This window comes from [Clostridium] ultunense DSM 10521, from assembly GCF_000511955.1.
GTDB classification, from domain to species: domain Bacteria; phylum Bacillota; class Clostridia; order Tissierellales; family Tepidimicrobiaceae; genus Schnuerera; species Schnuerera ultunensis.
In genome coordinates this window covers 402,490-419,336 of the sequence record NZ_AZSU01000001.1, presented here as the reverse complement: position 1 = coordinate 419,336, position 16,847 = coordinate 402,490, and the positions used below count along the sequence as shown (strand labels likewise).

The 16,847-nt window shown below is 32.6% G+C and carries 18 protein-coding genes; 9 read left to right on the top strand and 9 right to left on the bottom strand.

Going from position 1 to position 16,847, the window contains the following annotated elements; genetic code table 11:
- Positions 1 to 8 precede the first annotated feature (8 nt).
- From sufD to sufU, 3 genes are read left to right on the top strand one after another with little or no spacing between them, the layout of a single operon-like run.
- A complete protein-coding gene (gene sufD / locus CUL_RS0102190) occupies positions 9 to 1,073 on the top strand; it encodes a Fe-S cluster assembly protein SufD (protein ID WP_005582411.1) in 1,065 nt (354 codons plus the stop codon).
- Positions 1,060 to 2,298 carry a cysteine desulfurase gene (locus tag CUL_RS0102185; RefSeq protein WP_035142664.1) on the top strand — a complete coding sequence of 413 codons (1,239 nt, stop codon included), beginning with the start codon at positions 1,060 to 1,062 and terminating at the stop codon, positions 2,296 to 2,298. The genes sufD and CUL_RS0102185 overlap by 14 nt, the downstream gene beginning before the upstream one ends.
- On the top strand, positions 2,288 to 2,716 hold the full coding sequence (gene sufU, locus CUL_RS0102180) for a Fe-S cluster assembly sulfur transfer protein SufU (protein WP_025640367.1): 429 nt from the start codon (positions 2,288 to 2,290) through the stop codon (positions 2,714 to 2,716). The genes CUL_RS0102185 and sufU overlap by 11 nt, the downstream gene beginning before the upstream one ends.
- A 319-nt stretch (positions 2,717 to 3,035) precedes the next feature.
- Here the strand turns inward: sufU and CUL_RS0102170 are convergent, their stop codons facing one another.
- From CUL_RS0102170 to CUL_RS0102140, 7 genes are read right to left on the bottom strand one after another with little or no spacing between them, the layout of a single operon-like run.
- Positions 3,036 to 3,974: a hypothetical protein gene (locus tag CUL_RS0102170; RefSeq protein ID WP_025640366.1), complete on the bottom strand. Its 939-nt coding sequence runs from the start codon at positions 3,972 to 3,974 to the stop codon at positions 3,036 to 3,038.
- 47 nt (positions 3,975 to 4,021) lie between these two features.
- Entirely contained in the window at positions 4,022 to 5,116 is a 1,095-nt protein-coding gene (locus CUL_RS0102165) for a phosphomevalonate kinase (RefSeq protein ID WP_025640365.1), read from the bottom strand.
- A gap of 15 nt (positions 5,117 to 5,131) precedes the next feature.
- Positions 5,132 to 6,103, bottom strand: a complete 972-nt coding sequence (mvaD, locus tag CUL_RS0102160; RefSeq protein WP_005582407.1) for a diphosphomevalonate decarboxylase — start codon at positions 6,101 to 6,103, stop codon at positions 5,132 to 5,134.
- Entirely contained in the window at positions 6,100 to 7,044 is a 945-nt protein-coding gene (mvk, locus tag CUL_RS0102155) for a mevalonate kinase (RefSeq protein ID WP_005582406.1), read from the bottom strand. The genes mvaD and mvk overlap by 4 nt, the downstream gene beginning before the upstream one ends.
- 23 nt (positions 7,045 to 7,067) lie before the next feature.
- Entirely contained in the window at positions 7,068 to 8,426 is a 1,359-nt protein-coding gene (locus CUL_RS0102150) for a tripartite tricarboxylate transporter permease (protein ID WP_025640363.1), read from the bottom strand.
- Between the two features lie 13 nt (positions 8,427 to 8,439).
- Entirely contained in the window at positions 8,440 to 8,682 is a 243-nt protein-coding gene (locus tag CUL_RS0102145) for a hypothetical protein (RefSeq protein ID WP_005582404.1), read from the bottom strand.
- Between the two features lie 58 nt (positions 8,683 to 8,740).
- On the bottom strand, positions 8,741 to 9,250 hold the full coding sequence (locus CUL_RS0102140) for a metal-dependent transcriptional regulator (RefSeq protein ID WP_005582402.1): 510 nt from the start codon (positions 9,248 to 9,250) through the stop codon (positions 8,741 to 8,743).
- Positions 9,251 to 9,394: 144 nt separating this feature from the next.
- On the opposite strand from CUL_RS0102140, the gene CUL_RS0102135 reads away from it, so the two are divergent.
- Positions 9,395 to 9,640, top strand: a complete 246-nt coding sequence (locus CUL_RS0102135; RefSeq protein WP_005582400.1) for a FeoA family protein — start codon at positions 9,395 to 9,397, stop codon at positions 9,638 to 9,640.
- A gap of 20 nt (positions 9,641 to 9,660) precedes the next feature.
- Complete coding sequence (gene feoB / locus CUL_RS0102130; protein WP_025640362.1) at positions 9,661 to 11,808, top strand: ferrous iron transport protein B; 2,148 nt, start codon at positions 9,661 to 9,663, stop codon at positions 11,806 to 11,808.
- A 71-nt stretch (positions 11,809 to 11,879) separates the two neighbouring features.
- Here the strand turns inward: feoB and CUL_RS0102125 are convergent, their stop codons facing one another.
- Together CUL_RS0102125 and CUL_RS0102120 are read right to left on the bottom strand one after the other, a co-directional pair.
- Entirely contained in the window at positions 11,880 to 12,707 is an 828-nt protein-coding gene (locus CUL_RS0102125; RefSeq protein WP_005582395.1) for a deoxyribonuclease IV, read from the bottom strand.
- Positions 12,708 to 12,750: 43 nt separating this feature from the next.
- The gene (locus tag CUL_RS0102120) at positions 12,751 to 13,377 is read right to left on the bottom strand and encodes an SOS response-associated peptidase (protein ID WP_025640361.1); all 627 of its coding nucleotides are present in this window, start codon (positions 13,375 to 13,377) and stop codon (positions 12,751 to 12,753) included.
- A 370-nt stretch (positions 13,378 to 13,747) separates the two neighbouring features.
- Between CUL_RS0102120 and rodA the strand changes: the two genes are divergently transcribed.
- The 4 genes from rodA (at position 13,748) to CUL_RS0102100 (ending at position 16,815) form a co-directional block, all read left to right on the top strand.
- Entirely contained in the window at positions 13,748 to 14,854 is a 1,107-nt protein-coding gene (rodA, locus tag CUL_RS0102115; RefSeq protein ID WP_025640360.1) for a rod shape-determining protein RodA, read from the top strand.
- A gap of 94 nt (positions 14,855 to 14,948) precedes the next feature.
- Positions 14,949 to 15,269 (top strand): PadR family transcriptional regulator, encoded by a 321-nt coding sequence (locus tag CUL_RS0102110; RefSeq protein WP_025640359.1) that lies wholly within the window; start codon positions 14,949 to 14,951, stop codon positions 15,267 to 15,269.
- Positions 15,253 to 15,831, top strand: a complete 579-nt coding sequence (locus tag CUL_RS0102105) for a DUF1700 domain-containing protein (protein ID WP_236616416.1) — start codon at positions 15,253 to 15,255, stop codon at positions 15,829 to 15,831. Before CUL_RS0102110 ends, CUL_RS0102105 begins: the two co-directional genes overlap by 17 nt.
- A 12-nt stretch (positions 15,832 to 15,843) precedes the next feature.
- Positions 15,844 to 16,815 (top strand): DUF4097 family beta strand repeat-containing protein, encoded by a 972-nt coding sequence (locus tag CUL_RS0102100; protein WP_025640357.1) that lies wholly within the window; start codon positions 15,844 to 15,846, stop codon positions 16,813 to 16,815.
- Positions 16,816 to 16,847 lie beyond the last annotated feature (32 nt).

Below are 16,847 nucleotides of genomic sequence, written 5' to 3'. Positions count from 1 at the left end.
GGGATAAAATGAAAATAATAGATAAAGAAAACTTTATATTTCCTAATATAATAGATTATAAAAAAGATTATCTAAAATCGGAAACTAAACTCCCTGAAGGAGTAGTTCTAGAAAAAATCACCAAAGGTATTAATGAAATTATATTTGACTATCTAAATACTAAAGAATTTCAAGGGGTAGGAGAAAAATTTACATCCCTTGCAGAAGAATCCTATAATAGTGGAATTATATTCTATATTCCTAAGGATGTTAAAGTAGAAAGCCCTATTAAAATTGAATTTGATATGGATGAAGAAAACCCTGTTGTTATAAATCAAAATATTATAGTGGCTGAAAAAGGAAGTGAAGGGACCATTATTATGGATTATACTTCTTCTGAAAAAGTAGGAGCTTTCCACAATGGCCTTACTAAAATTTACGCAAAAGAGAACTCAATAATCAATATAATAAAAGTTCAAAGAATGAATGATATATCCCATAATTTTGATTCAAATATTGCTATTGTAAAGGGACAAGGACAGGTAAATTGGATTTCAATCGAATTAGGTAGTGGCATTAGCAGTTCCAATTATTCAAATTTTTTAGAAGCTGAGGCTAGTGAAGCCAACCTTTCCTCTATATATTTAGGAGATGGAAAGAGAAAAATAGATCTAGAATATTCCATGATTCATAAGGGTCCCAGAAGTATTAGTAATATTGAAACTAAAGGTGTCCTTATGGATCATGCTAAAAAGGTATTCAAAGGAAATCTAGATTTTAAAAAAGGAGCTAGACTTTCTAAAGGGATAGAAGAAGAATATGTAATACTATTGGACCCGACTGTGAAATCCGACTCAATCCCTGCCCTATTATGCCATGAAGATGACGTAGAAGGAGAACACGCTGCAAGTGCTGGGCAAATTAATGAAAATAAACTTTTCTATCTTATGAGTAGAGGCTTAGAGGAAAGAGAAGCAAAAAAATTAATTGTTGAGGCCTCCTTTAGACCAATAATTGATAGAATTCCTTATGAAATTTATCGTAATATAGTAGTTGATGAAGTTGAAAGGAGGCTTATGGATGGTAAAAATTAATCCAGAAGAAATCAAAAATGACTTTTCAATATTTAACCAAAAAATTCATGGTAATAGATTAGTATATTTGGATAACGGGGCTACTACACAAAAGCCCCTTCAAGTTATTAAAGCTATGGATGAATATAATAATCTATCTCATGGTAATCCTCATAGAGGAACACATAAGCTAAGCATATCAGCAACAGAAGCCTATGATTTAGCTAAGGAAAAGGTTAAAAAATTTATAAATGCTAAATATATAAATGAAATCATCTTTACAAGAAATACTACCGAGTCATTAAATTTGATTGCCTATTCCTATGGAAAGGAATTTATCAATGAAAGAGATGAAATTGTATTGTCCATATCAGAACACCATAGCAATATACTTCCATGGCAAAGGATAGCAAAAGAGAAAAAAGCCATATTAAAATATATGTATTTAAATGAAGAAAGTAGACTTACTTTAGATGAAATAAAAAATAAAATTACAACAAAAACAAAAATAGTAAGTATCGCCCATATGTCTAACGCTCTAGGGACTATTTATCCAATTGAAGAAATAATAGATTATGCCCATAAAATGGGAGCTGTAGTTGTGGTAGATGGAGCTCAAAGCACTCCCCATATGAAAGTAGATGTTCAAAAAATCCATGCAGATTTTTTTGTTTTTTCTGCTCATAAAATGCTTGGTCCTATGGGAATTGGTGTATTATATGGGAAAAAAGAATTATTAGAAAAAATGCCTCCCTTTATGATGGGGGGAGATATGATAGAATACGTTTATGAACAAGAAGCTACCTTCGCTCCCCTACCTTACAAATTTGAAGCTGGAACCCAAAATGTAGAAGGGGCTGTAGGCCTTAAGGCAGCTATTGAATATTTAGAAAAAGTTGGAATAGACAAAATTAAAGAACATGAAAAAATGCTAACAGAATATGCCTTAGATAAAATGTTAAACTTACCTTATATAGACATACAAGGTCCAAAGACCTTAGAAATGAGAGGTGGGATAATTTCCTTCACTATTGATAACATCCACCCTCATGATATTGCAACTATACTAGACTCCTATGGAATAGCAATTAGAGCAGGCCATCACTGTGCCCAACCCCTTATGAGATATTTGGATGTTCCTGCTACTTCTAGAGTTAGCTTTTATCTCTATAATACAAAGGAAGATATAGACCAATTTATTGAAGGAATAAAAAACGTAAGGAAGTGGTTTGGCTATGGATCTTAATTCAATATATACTCAGCTTATTATGGAGCATAATAGAAGTGGACATAATGAAAAGCATCTCCAAAATCCTGATATTACAGAAAAAGGTCATAACCCTAGTTGTGGAGATGATATTACTTTAGAATTAAAACTTAATGGAAGTATAATAGAAGATGCCTCCTTTACAGGTGTAGGCTGTGCTATATCACAAGCATCTACTTCTATGATGATAGATTTAATAAAGGGTACTACCATAGAAGAAGCATTAAATCTAGTAGAAACTTTCATAGGAATGATAAAAAAAGAAGTAACTGATGAAGAAGAATTAGAAATATTGGAAGATGCCATTGTCCTCCAGAATATTTCCAATATGCCTGCTAGGGTAAAATGTGCGGTACTAGCCTGGCATACATTGAAGGAAGCTATTTCAGATTTATAATAATAGCACAAATTGTAAATAATATGTCATAATATTGAGTTGAGTCCTATAAAGATATTCCTTGCTTTTGTGGAGAAAAATCGCCTGGCTGCGTATTTTAGCGATAGCCATCTTCGCAGCCATTTTTCTCCCGGGTCTGGATATTTTCCAAATCTCGAATCGGAGATGCCGTTCTTTATAAATATGCCGGAAACTGCCACTAAAGTTTAAAAACAAAACTAAGACACATAAATCTAAGGATATACAGTAATTATAAATTTTATCATTTTAATTGACGGTATCATTGTATCATTTATCTCCGTCATCTTTTTCCTATACTTTAAGCCTGTTCAATAATATTTAATCTTTCATTATTCAAATCTTCAATTGTCCTAATAGTCTCATCAAGTTCTACTTCTAATCTTCTCATTATGCCATTAACTTTATTTGTTGTATTCATTATCCTATCTTCTGCATCTCTAATTTTAGACTGAACTGTCAAGTCCGCAAATATTCCATCAAAGAAAAAATCTGCAAAAGTTAAAAATGAGCCTATTTCTATATTAATGTCAACTACCTTCCCACCAACATCTTCTAATTCTCTATGAAATCTTGAAAGCAATGATTGAGTTTTAGATATTTCTGCTTTAGCCTGATCTATCCTTGAGTGCTTAGCCATTGTTACAATCGTGCCTCCGCCAATTATATCCCATGTTCCCCAATCGCCTGCAGATTGTAAGTTTTTACTAACTTGCTTAAGTGAAACCAGAAGCTCTTTTCCAGCCATAATTGCTTCTTCAATTTCCTTTTTCTTATCTATGAAAAAAGATTCTTCTTCTATTATTCTATCCAATCTGTTTTCTATTTCAGCATCTGTAAATATGAGAAATTTCTCCTTTTCATTTATTATAGTATTGTACTCACTTTCTAAATTACTTAATTTCCATATACTCCCTTCTATCCTTTCAATGCCATTTATTAAATTCTTAAGTTCTTCATTTACAGCATCAAACTTTAACTTTGCTGCAACAGCTTCTTTCTTTTCTTTTTCTAACTTTTCAAGCTTTCTCCCAGTAATGGTATTAATAAAATTAGTAATAGATATTTTTTCAAGCTTTTCAACGTCTAGTTCTTCTTTTTTTAACTTTTCATAAAGCTGAGCTTTTTTTCTTTCTAAAACTCTTTTCTGTTCCTCTGCATTATCTAGCATTCTAAGAAGTCTTTCTTTTTCTCTCATGGCAGATTTTATCTTTAACAATTTTTCATTTAATTCCCTCATTAGAACCTCCTTACCAAGAACTAAGTTCATTATTGATATTTCCAAAATTAAATTTCTCTAATACTAAATTTGAAACTTCTATCCCCATCATATACCTCCAATGGTAAATAAGCTATTCCCGATTTTTCCCACTCATCTATCAATGGGAGCAAATACTTATCATCTTGAAAAATAGCGATACCACAATCTCCTCCACCAGCACCAGATGATTTAGCATAGCCGTTGAATTTTGATGCTATATTACATAGTTTCGCTAATAAAGGCGTTTCTATAACGATACCTAATTCGTTACCTAAATTAACTAGGAGTTGTCGATTGATCTGGATTTGTTTTTGTATTTCTTTAATATTATTTTCTTTAAAAGCAATAATCATTTCATTTACACATTTTTTACTCTCATACAGAAATTTTTCATAGGAGATACTATTTTTAACTCGCTTATCATTGACTTGAGCTACTAAATTAGAAGTACTAGCTGGAGCACCTGTCCAACCGATAATTAATTTTAATCCTTCTGGTGGTGTTAAAGGTTCAATGGAAAGGCTTGGCCATGGTTTGTTTAATAATTGAGTAATTGTACTATCCTTAAGTTGTTCTAATACCCAATTTCTATCAAAGGTAGTGTAAGCAATCCAGCCCCCGTAAACACTGGCTGCAATATCACCACAGGAACCATTGCTATTTATAGCTAAATTAGCTAAGGCAGATAGTTTAAATAGCTCCTTATCTGATACTCCAAGTTCATAATGCTTAGATAAAGCCCTTATTGTAGCCACAATAATGGCAGCACTAGAACCCAATCCATATTTTTTTCCTTCATTAGTTTCTAATTGACTAGCTACTTCTAAACGATAATAGTCTAATTCTTTACCTTGCTCTTTGGCATAGGTTTCAACAATATTAATAGCAGATATTATATAAGAGAAACGGCTATCAGTTTTATCTAAGATCAGTTTACCATTTTCCCTTGACCAGAATCTGGGTAAATTGCCATAGGAACTAATACTCCCCCGTTCCAACATTTCTTCTAATAAAACTATAATACCCTTATCAACTGCCACTAAAATTGCTGGATAACCTGGTTCAACAACTGCATATTCACCAGCTATAAATAATTTACCTGGTGCATAGGTTCTAATCATATTGCACATCTCCTTTTAAAGAATAGTAACTCCCGGGCCTGGCCCAGTTATGATTATTTTTTCCTCATGAAAGGATTGGGTTAGCCTTTCTTTTATTTTATAGCTTTCCGATAACTTGCAAAGTATTTTAACATTAGGTCCTGCATCCATAGTAAAATAACAGGGAATGCCCTCTTTTCTTAATTCACGTACTATTTGCATTACCAAAACACTCTCTGGCTCCCAATAGGATAACGGTGGCTTTGCCCCAAGCATGGTAGCATGCATTTTTAGGCTATTCCTTTCAGCAATCAACCCCATTTGTTCAAAATCTCGTTTACTAATTGCAATTTTAATCTGTTTTAAATCTTCTTCTGCACTTTCCACCCAACTAGTATAAAAAGGTGAAGTTTCCACTGTCCGTTTCATCCCTTCACGACTAGAAATCAATTTTTCCTTTGGATTTACTATTACAACAATCATTCCAATATCCCATTTAGCGTCATCTACGGGAACCGCATAGGAATCTTTCCCTGATATTCCTCTTCTCCATTCCACGAGACCACCATAAATACTCCTTGTTGCGCTACCAGAACCTTGTCTTGCATATATTGACAAGTCCTTATTATCTAGGTTCAATCCACTGGCCACATTTGCAGCTGCTGCTAATGCAGCAAATCCCGAAGCAGAAGAAGCCAATCCAGCAGCAGTAGGTACATAATTAATACTCTTCACCATCGCTGACGACTTAATCCCTGCAGAATTACGGAACAGATCTAAAAAATCACTTACTTTTTTAGTGGCAGCTTCATCCTGGATATTATTATTCAAATAAAAATAGTCTTTTTCAATATCATCATTAAAAATTACCTCTGTTTCTGTATAAAAACAATCTAAAGTAAGGGAAAGGCTACTATTCATTGGTAGTACCAACTCATCATCTCTCTTTCCCCAGTATTTGATTAAAGCAATATTTGCGTGAGCCCTGGCTTTTCCCTTGATCATCATAGCAAATCAACTCCCATATTATATATCCAAGTATTTTTAGCCCCATTACATAGCAATTTATTAGAAATGGATATAGCCTCCTGTTGGGTAGCAGCTAAAGCTATCATACAACCACCACGACCACCACCAGTTAATTTAGCACCTAAAGCCCCATTCTCTACAGCTACAGAAACTAAAAGGTTTAATATTTCATTACTCACTCCCAATTTATCTAATAGGGAATGGGCTTTGCTCATAGTTTCCCCAAGCTTTTCTCCATCATTTGATTCAATCGAAACTTTTGCATTTTTAGTTAGAAAGCCTAGCTGTTTAATTATATCCTCACCCTTTTCAGGATCAGTGTCCATCAACTTCTCAACACTAGCAACGGCAGCTTGAGTTTGGCCAAGTTCCCCAGTATCTGCAACTATTAAAAAAGCATCTAGTTTAAAGGGAAAAGGAACAAAGGGCTTCCCCTTAATGTAATAGAGGGGAGTTTCCCCTATAATGATTGCAGTATCTATACCGCTTGGATTGCCGTGGACTATTTTTTCAGAAATATTTGACCATTTGAATAAATCCTGGTCAGTTAATGGTTGATCAAAAAAATCATATAAAGCACGAACTGTTGCTACTGCTACTGCAGCACTAGAACCCATTCCCCTTTCTGGTGGAATAGAGCTTTCAATTCTGATGCTAAAATCCTTTAATTCTTTATCAAAACCATTTACTATCTCCTTTATGATAGTAGTTAGACCTAATAACCTTTCTGGGGCATTAAGCAATAAACCTTTATAAAAAAAGCAATCCAACATTACGGGACCCCTTTTTCTACTTATTATAGTTTTAATTCTTGTTTCCGGGAAGGGGATGGCCAATGCTGGCTGTCCATATACAACAGCATGTTCCCCAATCAAAATTATTTTACCTATGGCAGTTCCTGTTGTTATTTTGTTTTCCATATTATACTCCTTCTTCATAAGTATTATAATAAAATAATCTTTTCAATAATCCATGGGGCTGCATATAAAGTCATAAACTGTATTCCATAACTGACCCCCATTTTATTTAATGTACCACAAGTTACACCTATGAGTAATACTCCAAAAACATTTATTAATCCTGCATCCATATATGCTAATAAAAGGATAAATGAAATAAATAAACCTAAAATTGATTCATGGGGTATTTTTCTTAGGACAAAGGCTGAAATTCTACCAGCAAACCTATTGGTAATATAGTAGGTTATAGTTACTGCAATTACTGCACCAATTAATATGGCCACTATAAATTCCCATTTATCCAATATATGATACAAATTATTTTCAACTGTGAAAACGGGAGGTGCATTAAACAATGCACCTCCTGGTCCAATGGCAGTAGGTGACAAAGGAAGGCCTATAGCCATTAGAGGAATAATTATCCCAGAAAGATAGGTTGCTTGTCCTAAGGCGCTCATAGTTGTTATTGCTGTTGTTGCTTTATTAACAGGATCTTTCATCCTATTTGCCATAGTCTCTCCAAATAAAATAGTTAATCCTACAGGGCTGAGTACAAATAAAAAATTTACTATTAAAGCTGCAACAGATGCATTTCTCATTTCTTCCCTTGTTAATATTTTAAAAGGGTTTAATGTTGTACTACCTCTAGCTTCACTAGGTATAACTATTTTTTTGGAATTTTCCGTTATCATAGATTGACGCTTACCTTTATTTAAAAGCGTAAATAAAGAAACGATTAAAGGACCAATTGTAATACCAAGGAAAAAAGATGTTGTAATATTTACGTCTCTTGGTACAATTCCTATCCCCCAGTATAAATGTCTCAATCCCATAAACAATAATGCCAATGGCATGATGCTGAGTATAGATAATATTTTATTTTTACCAATTAGGGATAAAAAGATTGCCCCTAAGAAGAATAATAGAGGTGCAAAGTTCTTTATTTTCTCTCCATAAGGTGCTAAAATGTTTGCAAGCATTAAAGCGATAGGAATTGATATAACAGTTCCAATTAGAGATCCTACTGCCATCTTCTTTATAACTATTGCCGACATTCCCTTTTCTTTCAAGAACAAAGAATGTTCTAACATAGGACTAGACATTACGCCACCTGGTAATCCTACTAATGCTGTTGGTATGGCATTTATTAAATTCAATGTGACAATTGCAGCAATAAAAAAAGTTAACACGATTATAGGTGGTGTACCAGCTAGAACCACCGTCAAAGTTATAGGCATTAGTACCGATGTTTCATCTGTGCCAGGAATAAACCCAATAATTGTATATATGAAAACAGCGGCTAAAGCTGCCAAAATCATTTGAATTATAAGCATTATATCCATAGCTAATTTCTCCTTATTTTTTCTTTAGTTCTTCTTCTAAAAGAATAATCCTCTTTGGTTTAATTAGTAAAGCCGATATAACAAAACCTAAAACCGCTCCTACTAAACCAAAAAATAGCTGTTTTGTTTTATTATTAGATGGTGCTAAAAAATAAGCACCCATAGTTGTAATCCCCGAAATAATTATTGACATTACTAGAGATTTAATTTCAACTATATCTCCCCAAATTTCTACCATTTGTTTTTCTTTATTCATAATTATATCCCCTTTTAATTTAGATAAATAATATTATACCATAAATTTATGATTAATCTTAATATATTGGAAAGTCAAAGGAGTTCACCCCTTTATGATACTCCACCTTATAGATTTCAAATCTCTCCATTATATCAGGATTATCAAATAAAAATTTATTTAAGATATGTATATTTTGTAGAGTATTAATACTCACACTGTGTTCTATCATTTCGGTATCCTTAAGCCTAGTTTCTTCTGTTCCAATATTTTTTAGAAACTCGTCTATAATATTATGTCTCTTTAAAAGAAATCTGCCAACCTTCTTCCCTTTCTCCGTAAGTTGAATTATGCCGTATCTCTCATATTCCACCATTCCTAAATTTCTTAATTTCTGAACTATCTTAGTTGCCGATGATGGACGAACGTTTAAATTTCTTGCTAATTGGTTTATACGTATATAATCTTCCTCTTTACATATTCTATAAATCATTTCTAGATAATCCTCCATACTAGAAGTTAATAATTTTGTTTCTGAATTTATCATCTTGTAACCACGAACTGTATAAAACTCATCTTTTTTACTCAAATACTCCAGCCTCCCTATATTTTCTTTCAGTGTAACATGTATAAGCATTAGTGCATATCTTGATTATTAACTTTATCTAATAAAGTTTCCTATAGCTAACTTATGTAATAAAACTATAAAACATTAATGGAATGGAGGTTTATCATGGACAAAAATTTATTTACATTAGATCAACTACCTACAGGCACCCTTGGCAAGGTAAGAGGCCTTGCTGCAAACGGAACTATTCGAAGAAGAATGTTAGATTTAGGTCTTATCCATAATACAGCTGTAATGCCTTTAATAAAAAGCCCTGCTGGAGATCCTATTGCTTACGAAATTAGAGGGACAGTCATTGCCTTACGTTCAGAAGAATCATCTCAAATTATTGTTGAACTAATTCAACAATAGCTTCAAGGGAGGTATTGTAAATGGGTTTAACCAGTCAATCTACAGGCATAGCTACTTTAAAAGAAATGTTTGAAATAAAGATTGAATCTTATGATGATATTGTAGTTGCATTAGCAGGTAATCCCAATACTGGAAAAAGCACTGTTTTTAATAGCCTTACAGGCCTTAACCAGCACACAGGCAATTGGCCTGGTAAGACCGTTACCAACGCACAAGGTAGATATAAGTATAAGGATAAGCAATATACTTTAGTAGACTTGCCAGGTACTTATTCCTTGCTTGCTAATTCTATAGAAGAACAAATAGCTAGAGACTTTATCTGTTTCGGTAATCCTCATGTAACAGTTGTGGTTACAGATGCTACTTCTTTAGAAAGAAATCTCAATTTAGTCCTTCAAATAATGGAAATTACTAATAGAGTAGTAGTCTGCGTTAATCTTTTAGATGAAGCAAATCGAAAAAATATACGGGTTGATTTAAATAAACTAGAAAGAATTCTGGGAGTACCAGTAGTGGGAACTATTGCTAGAAGTGGAAAAGGATTAGAAGAATTGAAAAACGCAATAGAGAAAGTTGCCAAAGATGAAATCAAAACCAATCCTAAAAAGATTAATTATGATGGAGTACTTGAAAAAGCAATTAAAGAGATACAACCTCTAATAGATAATTTAGTAGGCAAAAAGATGAATAGCAGATGGGTATCTCTCCGCATAATGGACGGAGATAGTAAATTGTTAGAATCAATGAAAGATTATATAAGTTTTGATTTATCCAAAAATGAGTTATTAAGAAAAAAATTAGAAACCCTTTTTACCAATCTAAAAAAAGAGAATATTGAGCTAGAAAAACTAAGGGATTGTATTGTAGCTAGCATTGTAAAAACTGCAGAAAATATAAGTGAAGAAGTAGTTATCTTTGAAAACAAAAATCATAATCTACTAGATCACAAAATTGATAGGATATTAACTTCCAGAATTTTTGGAATCCCTATAATGATTGGACTTTTAGGTCTTGTTTTCTGGATTACTATTGAAGGTGCTAACCTCCCTTCTGATATATTAGCAAATGGGTTGTTTTGGATAGAAGGAAAATTAAGTAACTTATTTAAACTTATGAAAGCCCCTAACTGGTTCCATGATATTTTAGTATTAGGTATTTACCGTACACTAGCATGGGTAGTGTCAGTAATGCTTCCACCAATGGCAATATTTTTTCCGCTATTTACCCTATTAGAAGATTTAGGTTATTTACCCAGAGTGGCCTTTAACCTAGATTATTATTTCAAAAAAGCAGGAGCCCATGGAAAGCAAGCCTTGACTATGTGTATGGGCTTTGGTTGTAATGCTGCCGGAGTTATATCATGCAGAATCATTGATTCATCAAGGGAAAGATTAATTGCTATTATTACCAATAATTTTGTGCCCTGCAATGGCCGGTTTCCAATCTTAATAGCTCTTGCAACCATTTTTATTGGAAGCTCTACTGGTGCTTTAAGTTCTTTGACAGCTACATTATCTGTGTTAATTGCTATATTATTGGGTGTTATAATCACCCTATTTGTATCTAAGTTGCTATCAAAAACCATATTAAAAGGATTGCCTTCTTCCTTTACTTTAGAATTACCTCCTTATAGAAAACCCCAAGTAGGTAAAATCATAGTTCGTTCTATCTTTGACCGTACATTGTTTGTACTAAGTCGAGCTGTTATAGTGGCTGCTCCCGCTGGTTTAATTATTTGGGTTATGGCCAATATTATAATTGGTAATGCTAGTTTATTAACCCATTGTGCCCAATTCCTTAATCCCTTTGCACAGTTGTTAGGAATGGATGGCTATATTTTAATGGCCTTTATATTAGGCCTACCGGCAAATGAGATCGTTATTCCAATTTTAATCATGAGCTATATGTCTAAAGGTTCTATGCTAGATTTAGACAGTCTAACTGAAATGAAACAGCTATTAGTTTCTAATGGTTGGACTTGGTTAACAGCTATCTGTACCATGCTATTTGCATTAAACCACTGGCCCTGCGGCACCACCCTTTTAACTATCCGGAAAGAAACTCAAAGTTGGAAATGGGCCTGGGTATCCTTCTTAGTTCCTACAATTACAGGCATTGTTATATGTTTTCTAGTGGCTCAAGGGGCAAGGTTATTCGGTTTAATATAGTTTTATAGGTATGAAAGATCTGCCTAGCATGTCTACATGCTAGGTAGATCATTATATTCTATCATTATATTTCAACCTCTAAGCTTTCTTAAAAGTTCTATCTCTTCCTTATATCCTTCTAATTCATTAGGTGTTTCCAAATAAAAAGGCAAATCTTTTAAATTTGGATGGTTTATTATATTTTTTATAGCTTCTAAGCCTATGGTTCCTTCTCCAATCTTAGCATGTCTATCTTTTCCACTGTCGAATTCTACCATACTATCATTCAAATGGATGGCTTTCAATTTTTCTAATCCAATTATATCATCAAATTCACCTAATACCCCATCTAAATCATTAACAATATCATAACCAGCCGAATATATATGACAGGTATCCAAGCAGACTCCTACTAATTCACTATACTTTACCCCATCTATAATATCCCGTATCTCTTGAAAATTACGGCCTAGTTCCGTACCTTTGCCAGACATAGTTTCCAATAAAAGCATTGTAGTTTCATTTCCTGTAATTATTTCATTTAAAGCATCAATAATCCTTTGAACCCCATATTCTGGTCCTTTCCCTACATGGTTCCCTGGATGAAATGTAAAATAGGGAATAGAAATCTCATTTAACCTTTCATAATCCTCCTTTAATATCCCTTTAGCCATTCCATAGATTCTGCCCTTATATGAACCTAGGTTTATTATATATGGTGCATGGGCAAGTAATGGCCCAAAATCATTTTCCTTTAATATCCTTTCCATTTCCTCTATATCTTCCATATCCAATTCCTTAGAAGTTGAACCTCTAGGATTTCTACTGAAAAATTGAAAAACATTGGCTCCTATTTCCAGAGCTAATTCCGCTGCCTTCTTATAACCTTTTGCAATAGTCAAATGACAACCAATGTGCATTTAATCATCCTTTCTCCTAGACTATAAACTACCCTAAAAACCTTTAAAACATCTTTAATTGCTGATGTTTTTCATCTTCACCCTTTTCAATTATAAGATCATTGTCCTTATTATCCTTCAGTATCTTTTTTAAAACCTGGATAGAAGTACTATCCTTTAACCATATATCTACCATGTCTTCCTTTATAATTAGAGGCATTCTTGAATGGATAGATCTCATATTTTTATCGGCTTCAGTAGTTATTATAACAAAAATAAGCTGTTTATTTGAATTTTCATCAATAGACAATTTATATATACCCCCAAGGGAAATTAAATTACTATCTTGTAAACTTATTTTATGCATTATCTTTTTTCTATTCCCTTCATCCTTCCATTCGTAAAAAATATTTGCAGGAATAATACATCTACCACTGTAGAAGGCATTTTTAAACAGAGGTTTATCCATAATAGTCTCTGCTCTTCCATTGATTACAAGCCCCTTTTTACTTCCATAAGGAAATCCCCATTTGGCCAGTGTAATAGACCTTTCTCCTTTTTCTAACACTATAGGTGCTTTTTGTGAAGGATAATAATCTCCTTTATCAAAACTATCAATTTCCTTTTTAAATATTCTATAGGTCCTAATTATCTCTTCAATATCACTATCAAGTAAAAATCTTCCACACATACTGCTACCTCCTCTATGAAAAATAATTATATCTGTTCCATGCAATTCCTTACTTCAAAAAAATCTCTTTTCATGGCTATATTGAATTAAAAAACCCATATTTATTTCCATCTATATTGTTATCATCAATTATACCCTATAAATTAATATGTTAAATCTTTTATAATTTTTATTACAATAATTTGAATGGATTGAATAAATATGTGGCTTCTATTCTAAAATATGATATAATTTATTTTAGTTATAAGAAAAGCTTCTATCAAAGCGTTGTTAAGGAAGCATTTCTGAAACTCATTTAGGTTAAATTCTTTTTATTCTATATTTTATAGATAAGAACTTTCCTATTCGGTATAAAAAAGGAGTTTTGATCATGTTCAATTTAAAAAGAAAATCTTTCAAAAATTTTGATTTAATATTGTTTATTACTGTTATCCTACTTTGTATATTTGGGATAATAATGATTAAATCAGCTACCTTGACTTTCGAAACTAACCGTTATGTAAAAGTACAGTCTATTTCCACAATTTTAGGCATTTTAGCCATTGTCTTCTTAGTATTATTGGACTATCAATTTTTAGGAAAATTCTATATTCCTATTTATATAGTTTCGGTTTTGTTATTAGTAGCCGTTGCTTTTTTCGGAACTGGTGGAGACCAATGGGGGGCTGATTCTTGGTTAACTATTGGAGGATTTACCTTCCAGCCAGCTGAGATTTCAAAGGTGGGTATAATAATATTTTTAGCTAAATTTATAGATAAAAACAAAAATGAAATCAATAGACCATTAACTTTATTAAAAATAGTAATTTTAGCAGGAATACCTATTTTGCTAATTGCAAAGCAACCTGACTTAGGAACTGCCATAGTTTTTGTATTCTTTGTTTTAGTTATGCTTTTCGCAGCAGGTTTAGATTGGAAATATATTGGCTATGCATTCTTGGCAGGAATTATAAGTCTTCCAATATTATGGTTTTCCCTTGAGGATTATCAACGTAATAGGATATTTGACTTTTTAGACCCGGAAAGGGATACCTCTGGCACAGGTTACCAAGCTATGCAATCAAGGATTGCCATAGGATCAGGTAAAGTTTTTGGAAGAGGATTATTCCAAGGAACCCAAACCCAGTATAATTATCTTCCAGAGAAACAAACAGACTTTATTTTTGCAGTAGTTGGTGAAGAACTTGGATTAATAGGTGGATTAGCCCTTATCCTCCTATATTTCATACTACTCTATAGGCTCATTAAAATTGCCAAAAATAGTACAGATACCTTTGGTTCCCTTATGATTATTGGGTTTGCTGCCATGTTTTTGATCCATATATGGGAAAATATTGGAATGACTATAGGCCTTATGCCTATAACCGGTATTCCACTCCCTTTCTTAAGCTACGGAGGAACCTTCCAATTAATCAATTTGGTATGTATTGGGATTGCATTGAGTGTAGCAGTCCATAAAGAAGGGCTTAATTTTTAGCTGCATTTTGCAGCTATTTTTATTAAACAGTACCTTGCATTAAAAGGTAGCGTAGTATATAATATAGTCAAACGAAAATTAGAAGGGAATGCCTATGAATATTCAATTCAAAAAAGGAGTATTAGAACTATGCGTTTTATCGCTACTGACTAGAAGGGATTTTTACGGATATGAATTGGTAGAACATATATCGAAACATATCAACATATCTGAGGGAACCATATATCCTCTATTGAGAAGGTTTAGAAAAGATGGGTATGTAACCAATTATTTGCAAGAATCTCAAGAAGGTCCTCCAAGAAAATACTATAAAATTACAGAAGAAGGAAAAAAAGCTTTTAAAGAATTGGAAAAAGAATGGGAAGATTTTACCATAGGGGTCAATAAAATTATAAGGGGTGATTTTGTTGAATAGAAGAGAGTTTGTAGAGACTCTACGAAATGGATTCAAGGGGTTGCCAGAAAATGAAATTATGGATATTTTATATGATTATGAAGAACATTTTGAAGTTGGATTATCTAAAGGGAAATCAGAAGAGGAAATTGCAGAAGAATTAGGAGGCCCGACAAATATTGCTAGAACCTATATAGCAACTTCTAAAATTTCTGAAGCTGAAAATAATCCATCTCCTAAAAATTTATTAAGGGCTGTTTTAGCAGCTATGGCTTTAGGTTTTTTCAATTTGATTATTGTTCTAGGACCTTTTTTATTAATAGTAGGGCTGTTGATCGGACTCTATGGTATTTCAGTAGGTTTTATTGTTGGGGGTATAAGTTCCTTCTTTGGTACAATAGCAGCACCTTTCTTTCCATATAGTATAAGTATAAATGTATATCCTATAACTTCCATATCCTTTGGAACTGGATTAACTGCTCTAGGGTTGTTAATAGGCATTGGAAGTGCCTATCTAACTAAATTATTGTATCAAGCTGTCATTAAGTACTTAAGATGGAATATAGATATTATTACAAAATAGGGGGTATTGAAAATGAAAAAAATAGTTTCGGTTTTAATAGGTATTATTTTGATATCCTTTGGGATAGGTTTCCTAACTTTGAAATTACCTAAAGATAATCTAGACAATGGTTTTAATTTAGAATTTGGGGATAAAAATTATTTAATAAATATTAATTCAAACAAAACTAATGTTGGTAAAAAGACTGGAAATTATGTCAATATAGATGAGAAAGATACAGTATCTATAAATGGAGTACAAGAAATAGAAATTGATGCGGATATTGCAACTATTAATATTATTCCTAAGGATACAGATGATATATCATTACATTATCATGGAAGAATCTCCCCTCATATTAAAACTAACTTTAAAACAAGAATATCTGGAAAAAAGTTAATTGTTCAAGCTAAGGCAAAGAATTTAAAAAGTAATTTTAATCTTTCAACTAAAGCAGATTTATATTTAGATATAATTGTTCCTTTATCCTACTCTAATAATTTAAATCTAGTGGCTAATCTAGGTGCTATAAAAATTGAAGATTTAGGGTTAAACAAATTATATATAAAAGGTGAATTAGGTGATATTGATATTAGTAATATTGCTTTAAATGAATTAGAGGCAAAATCCTCTTTAGGAAAAATATCTATAGATAATGTATCCTCTTCAAAGAACAAATTATCCACCGATTTAGGTGCAATAGAAGCTAAAAATATTGAAGGCCCATTAGAGGCCAAAACCAATTTAGGAAGCATAGATTTAGAATACGATAAGATTGATTGGGATATAAAAGCTGAATCCGATTCTGGAAGTATAAAAATTCTTCTACCTAGTGACTCAAACTTTCATATTGATGCAAGCACTGATTTAGGAAACATAAAAAATAATTATCCGTTAGATATTAGTGAAAAATCAGATACAAAGCTCAAAGGAAAAGTAGGCAATGGTAAAAATAACATTACCCTTTCAGTAAGTTTAGGAAGTATTAATATTAATTCCAAATAGACTGTCTAAGGGAGATTATCCTGAATGCTAAA

Excerpts from the sequence above, each read along its gene's own strand:
- sufD (WP_005582411.1), top strand. The coding sequence starts at position 9 with ATGAAAATAATAGATAAAGAAAACTTTATATTTCCTAATATAATAGAT.
- CUL_RS0102185 (WP_035142664.1), top strand. The coding sequence starts at position 1,060 with ATGGTAAAAATTAATCCAGAAGAAATCAAAAATGACTTTTCAATATTT.
- sufU (WP_025640367.1), top strand. The coding sequence starts at position 2,288 with ATGGATCTTAATTCAATATATACTCAGCTTATTATGGAGCATAATAGA.
- CUL_RS0102170 (WP_025640366.1), bottom strand. The coding sequence starts at position 3,974 with ATGAGGGAATTAAATGAAAAATTGTTAAAGATAAAATCTGCCATGAGA.
- CUL_RS0102165 (WP_025640365.1), bottom strand. The coding sequence starts at position 5,116 with ATGATTAGAACCTATGCACCAGGTAAATTATTTATAGCTGGTGAATAT.
- mvaD (WP_005582407.1), bottom strand. The coding sequence starts at position 6,103 with ATGATGATCAAGGGAAAAGCCAGGGCTCACGCAAATATTGCTTTAATC.
- mvk (WP_005582406.1), bottom strand. The coding sequence starts at position 7,044 with ATGGAAAACAAAATAACAACAGGAACTGCCATAGGTAAAATAATTTTG.
- CUL_RS0102150 (WP_025640363.1), bottom strand. The coding sequence starts at position 8,426 with ATGGATATAATGCTTATAATTCAAATGATTTTGGCAGCTTTAGCCGCT.
- CUL_RS0102145 (WP_005582404.1), bottom strand. The coding sequence starts at position 8,682 with ATGAATAAAGAAAAACAAATGGTAGAAATTTGGGGAGATATAGTTGAA.
- CUL_RS0102135 (WP_005582400.1), top strand. The coding sequence starts at position 9,395 with ATGGACAAAAATTTATTTACATTAGATCAACTACCTACAGGCACCCTT.
- feoB (WP_025640362.1), top strand. The coding sequence starts at position 9,661 with ATGGGTTTAACCAGTCAATCTACAGGCATAGCTACTTTAAAAGAAATG.
- CUL_RS0102125 (WP_005582395.1), bottom strand. The coding sequence starts at position 12,707 with ATGCACATTGGTTGTCATTTGACTATTGCAAAAGGTTATAAGAAGGCA.
- CUL_RS0102120 (WP_025640361.1), bottom strand. The coding sequence starts at position 13,377 with ATGTGTGGAAGATTTTTACTTGATAGTGATATTGAAGAGATAATTAGG.
- rodA (WP_025640360.1), top strand. The coding sequence starts at position 13,748 with ATGTTCAATTTAAAAAGAAAATCTTTCAAAAATTTTGATTTAATATTG.
- CUL_RS0102110 (WP_025640359.1), top strand. The coding sequence starts at position 14,949 with ATGAATATTCAATTCAAAAAAGGAGTATTAGAACTATGCGTTTTATCG.
- CUL_RS0102100 (WP_025640357.1), top strand. The coding sequence starts at position 15,844 with ATGAAAAAAATAGTTTCGGTTTTAATAGGTATTATTTTGATATCCTTT.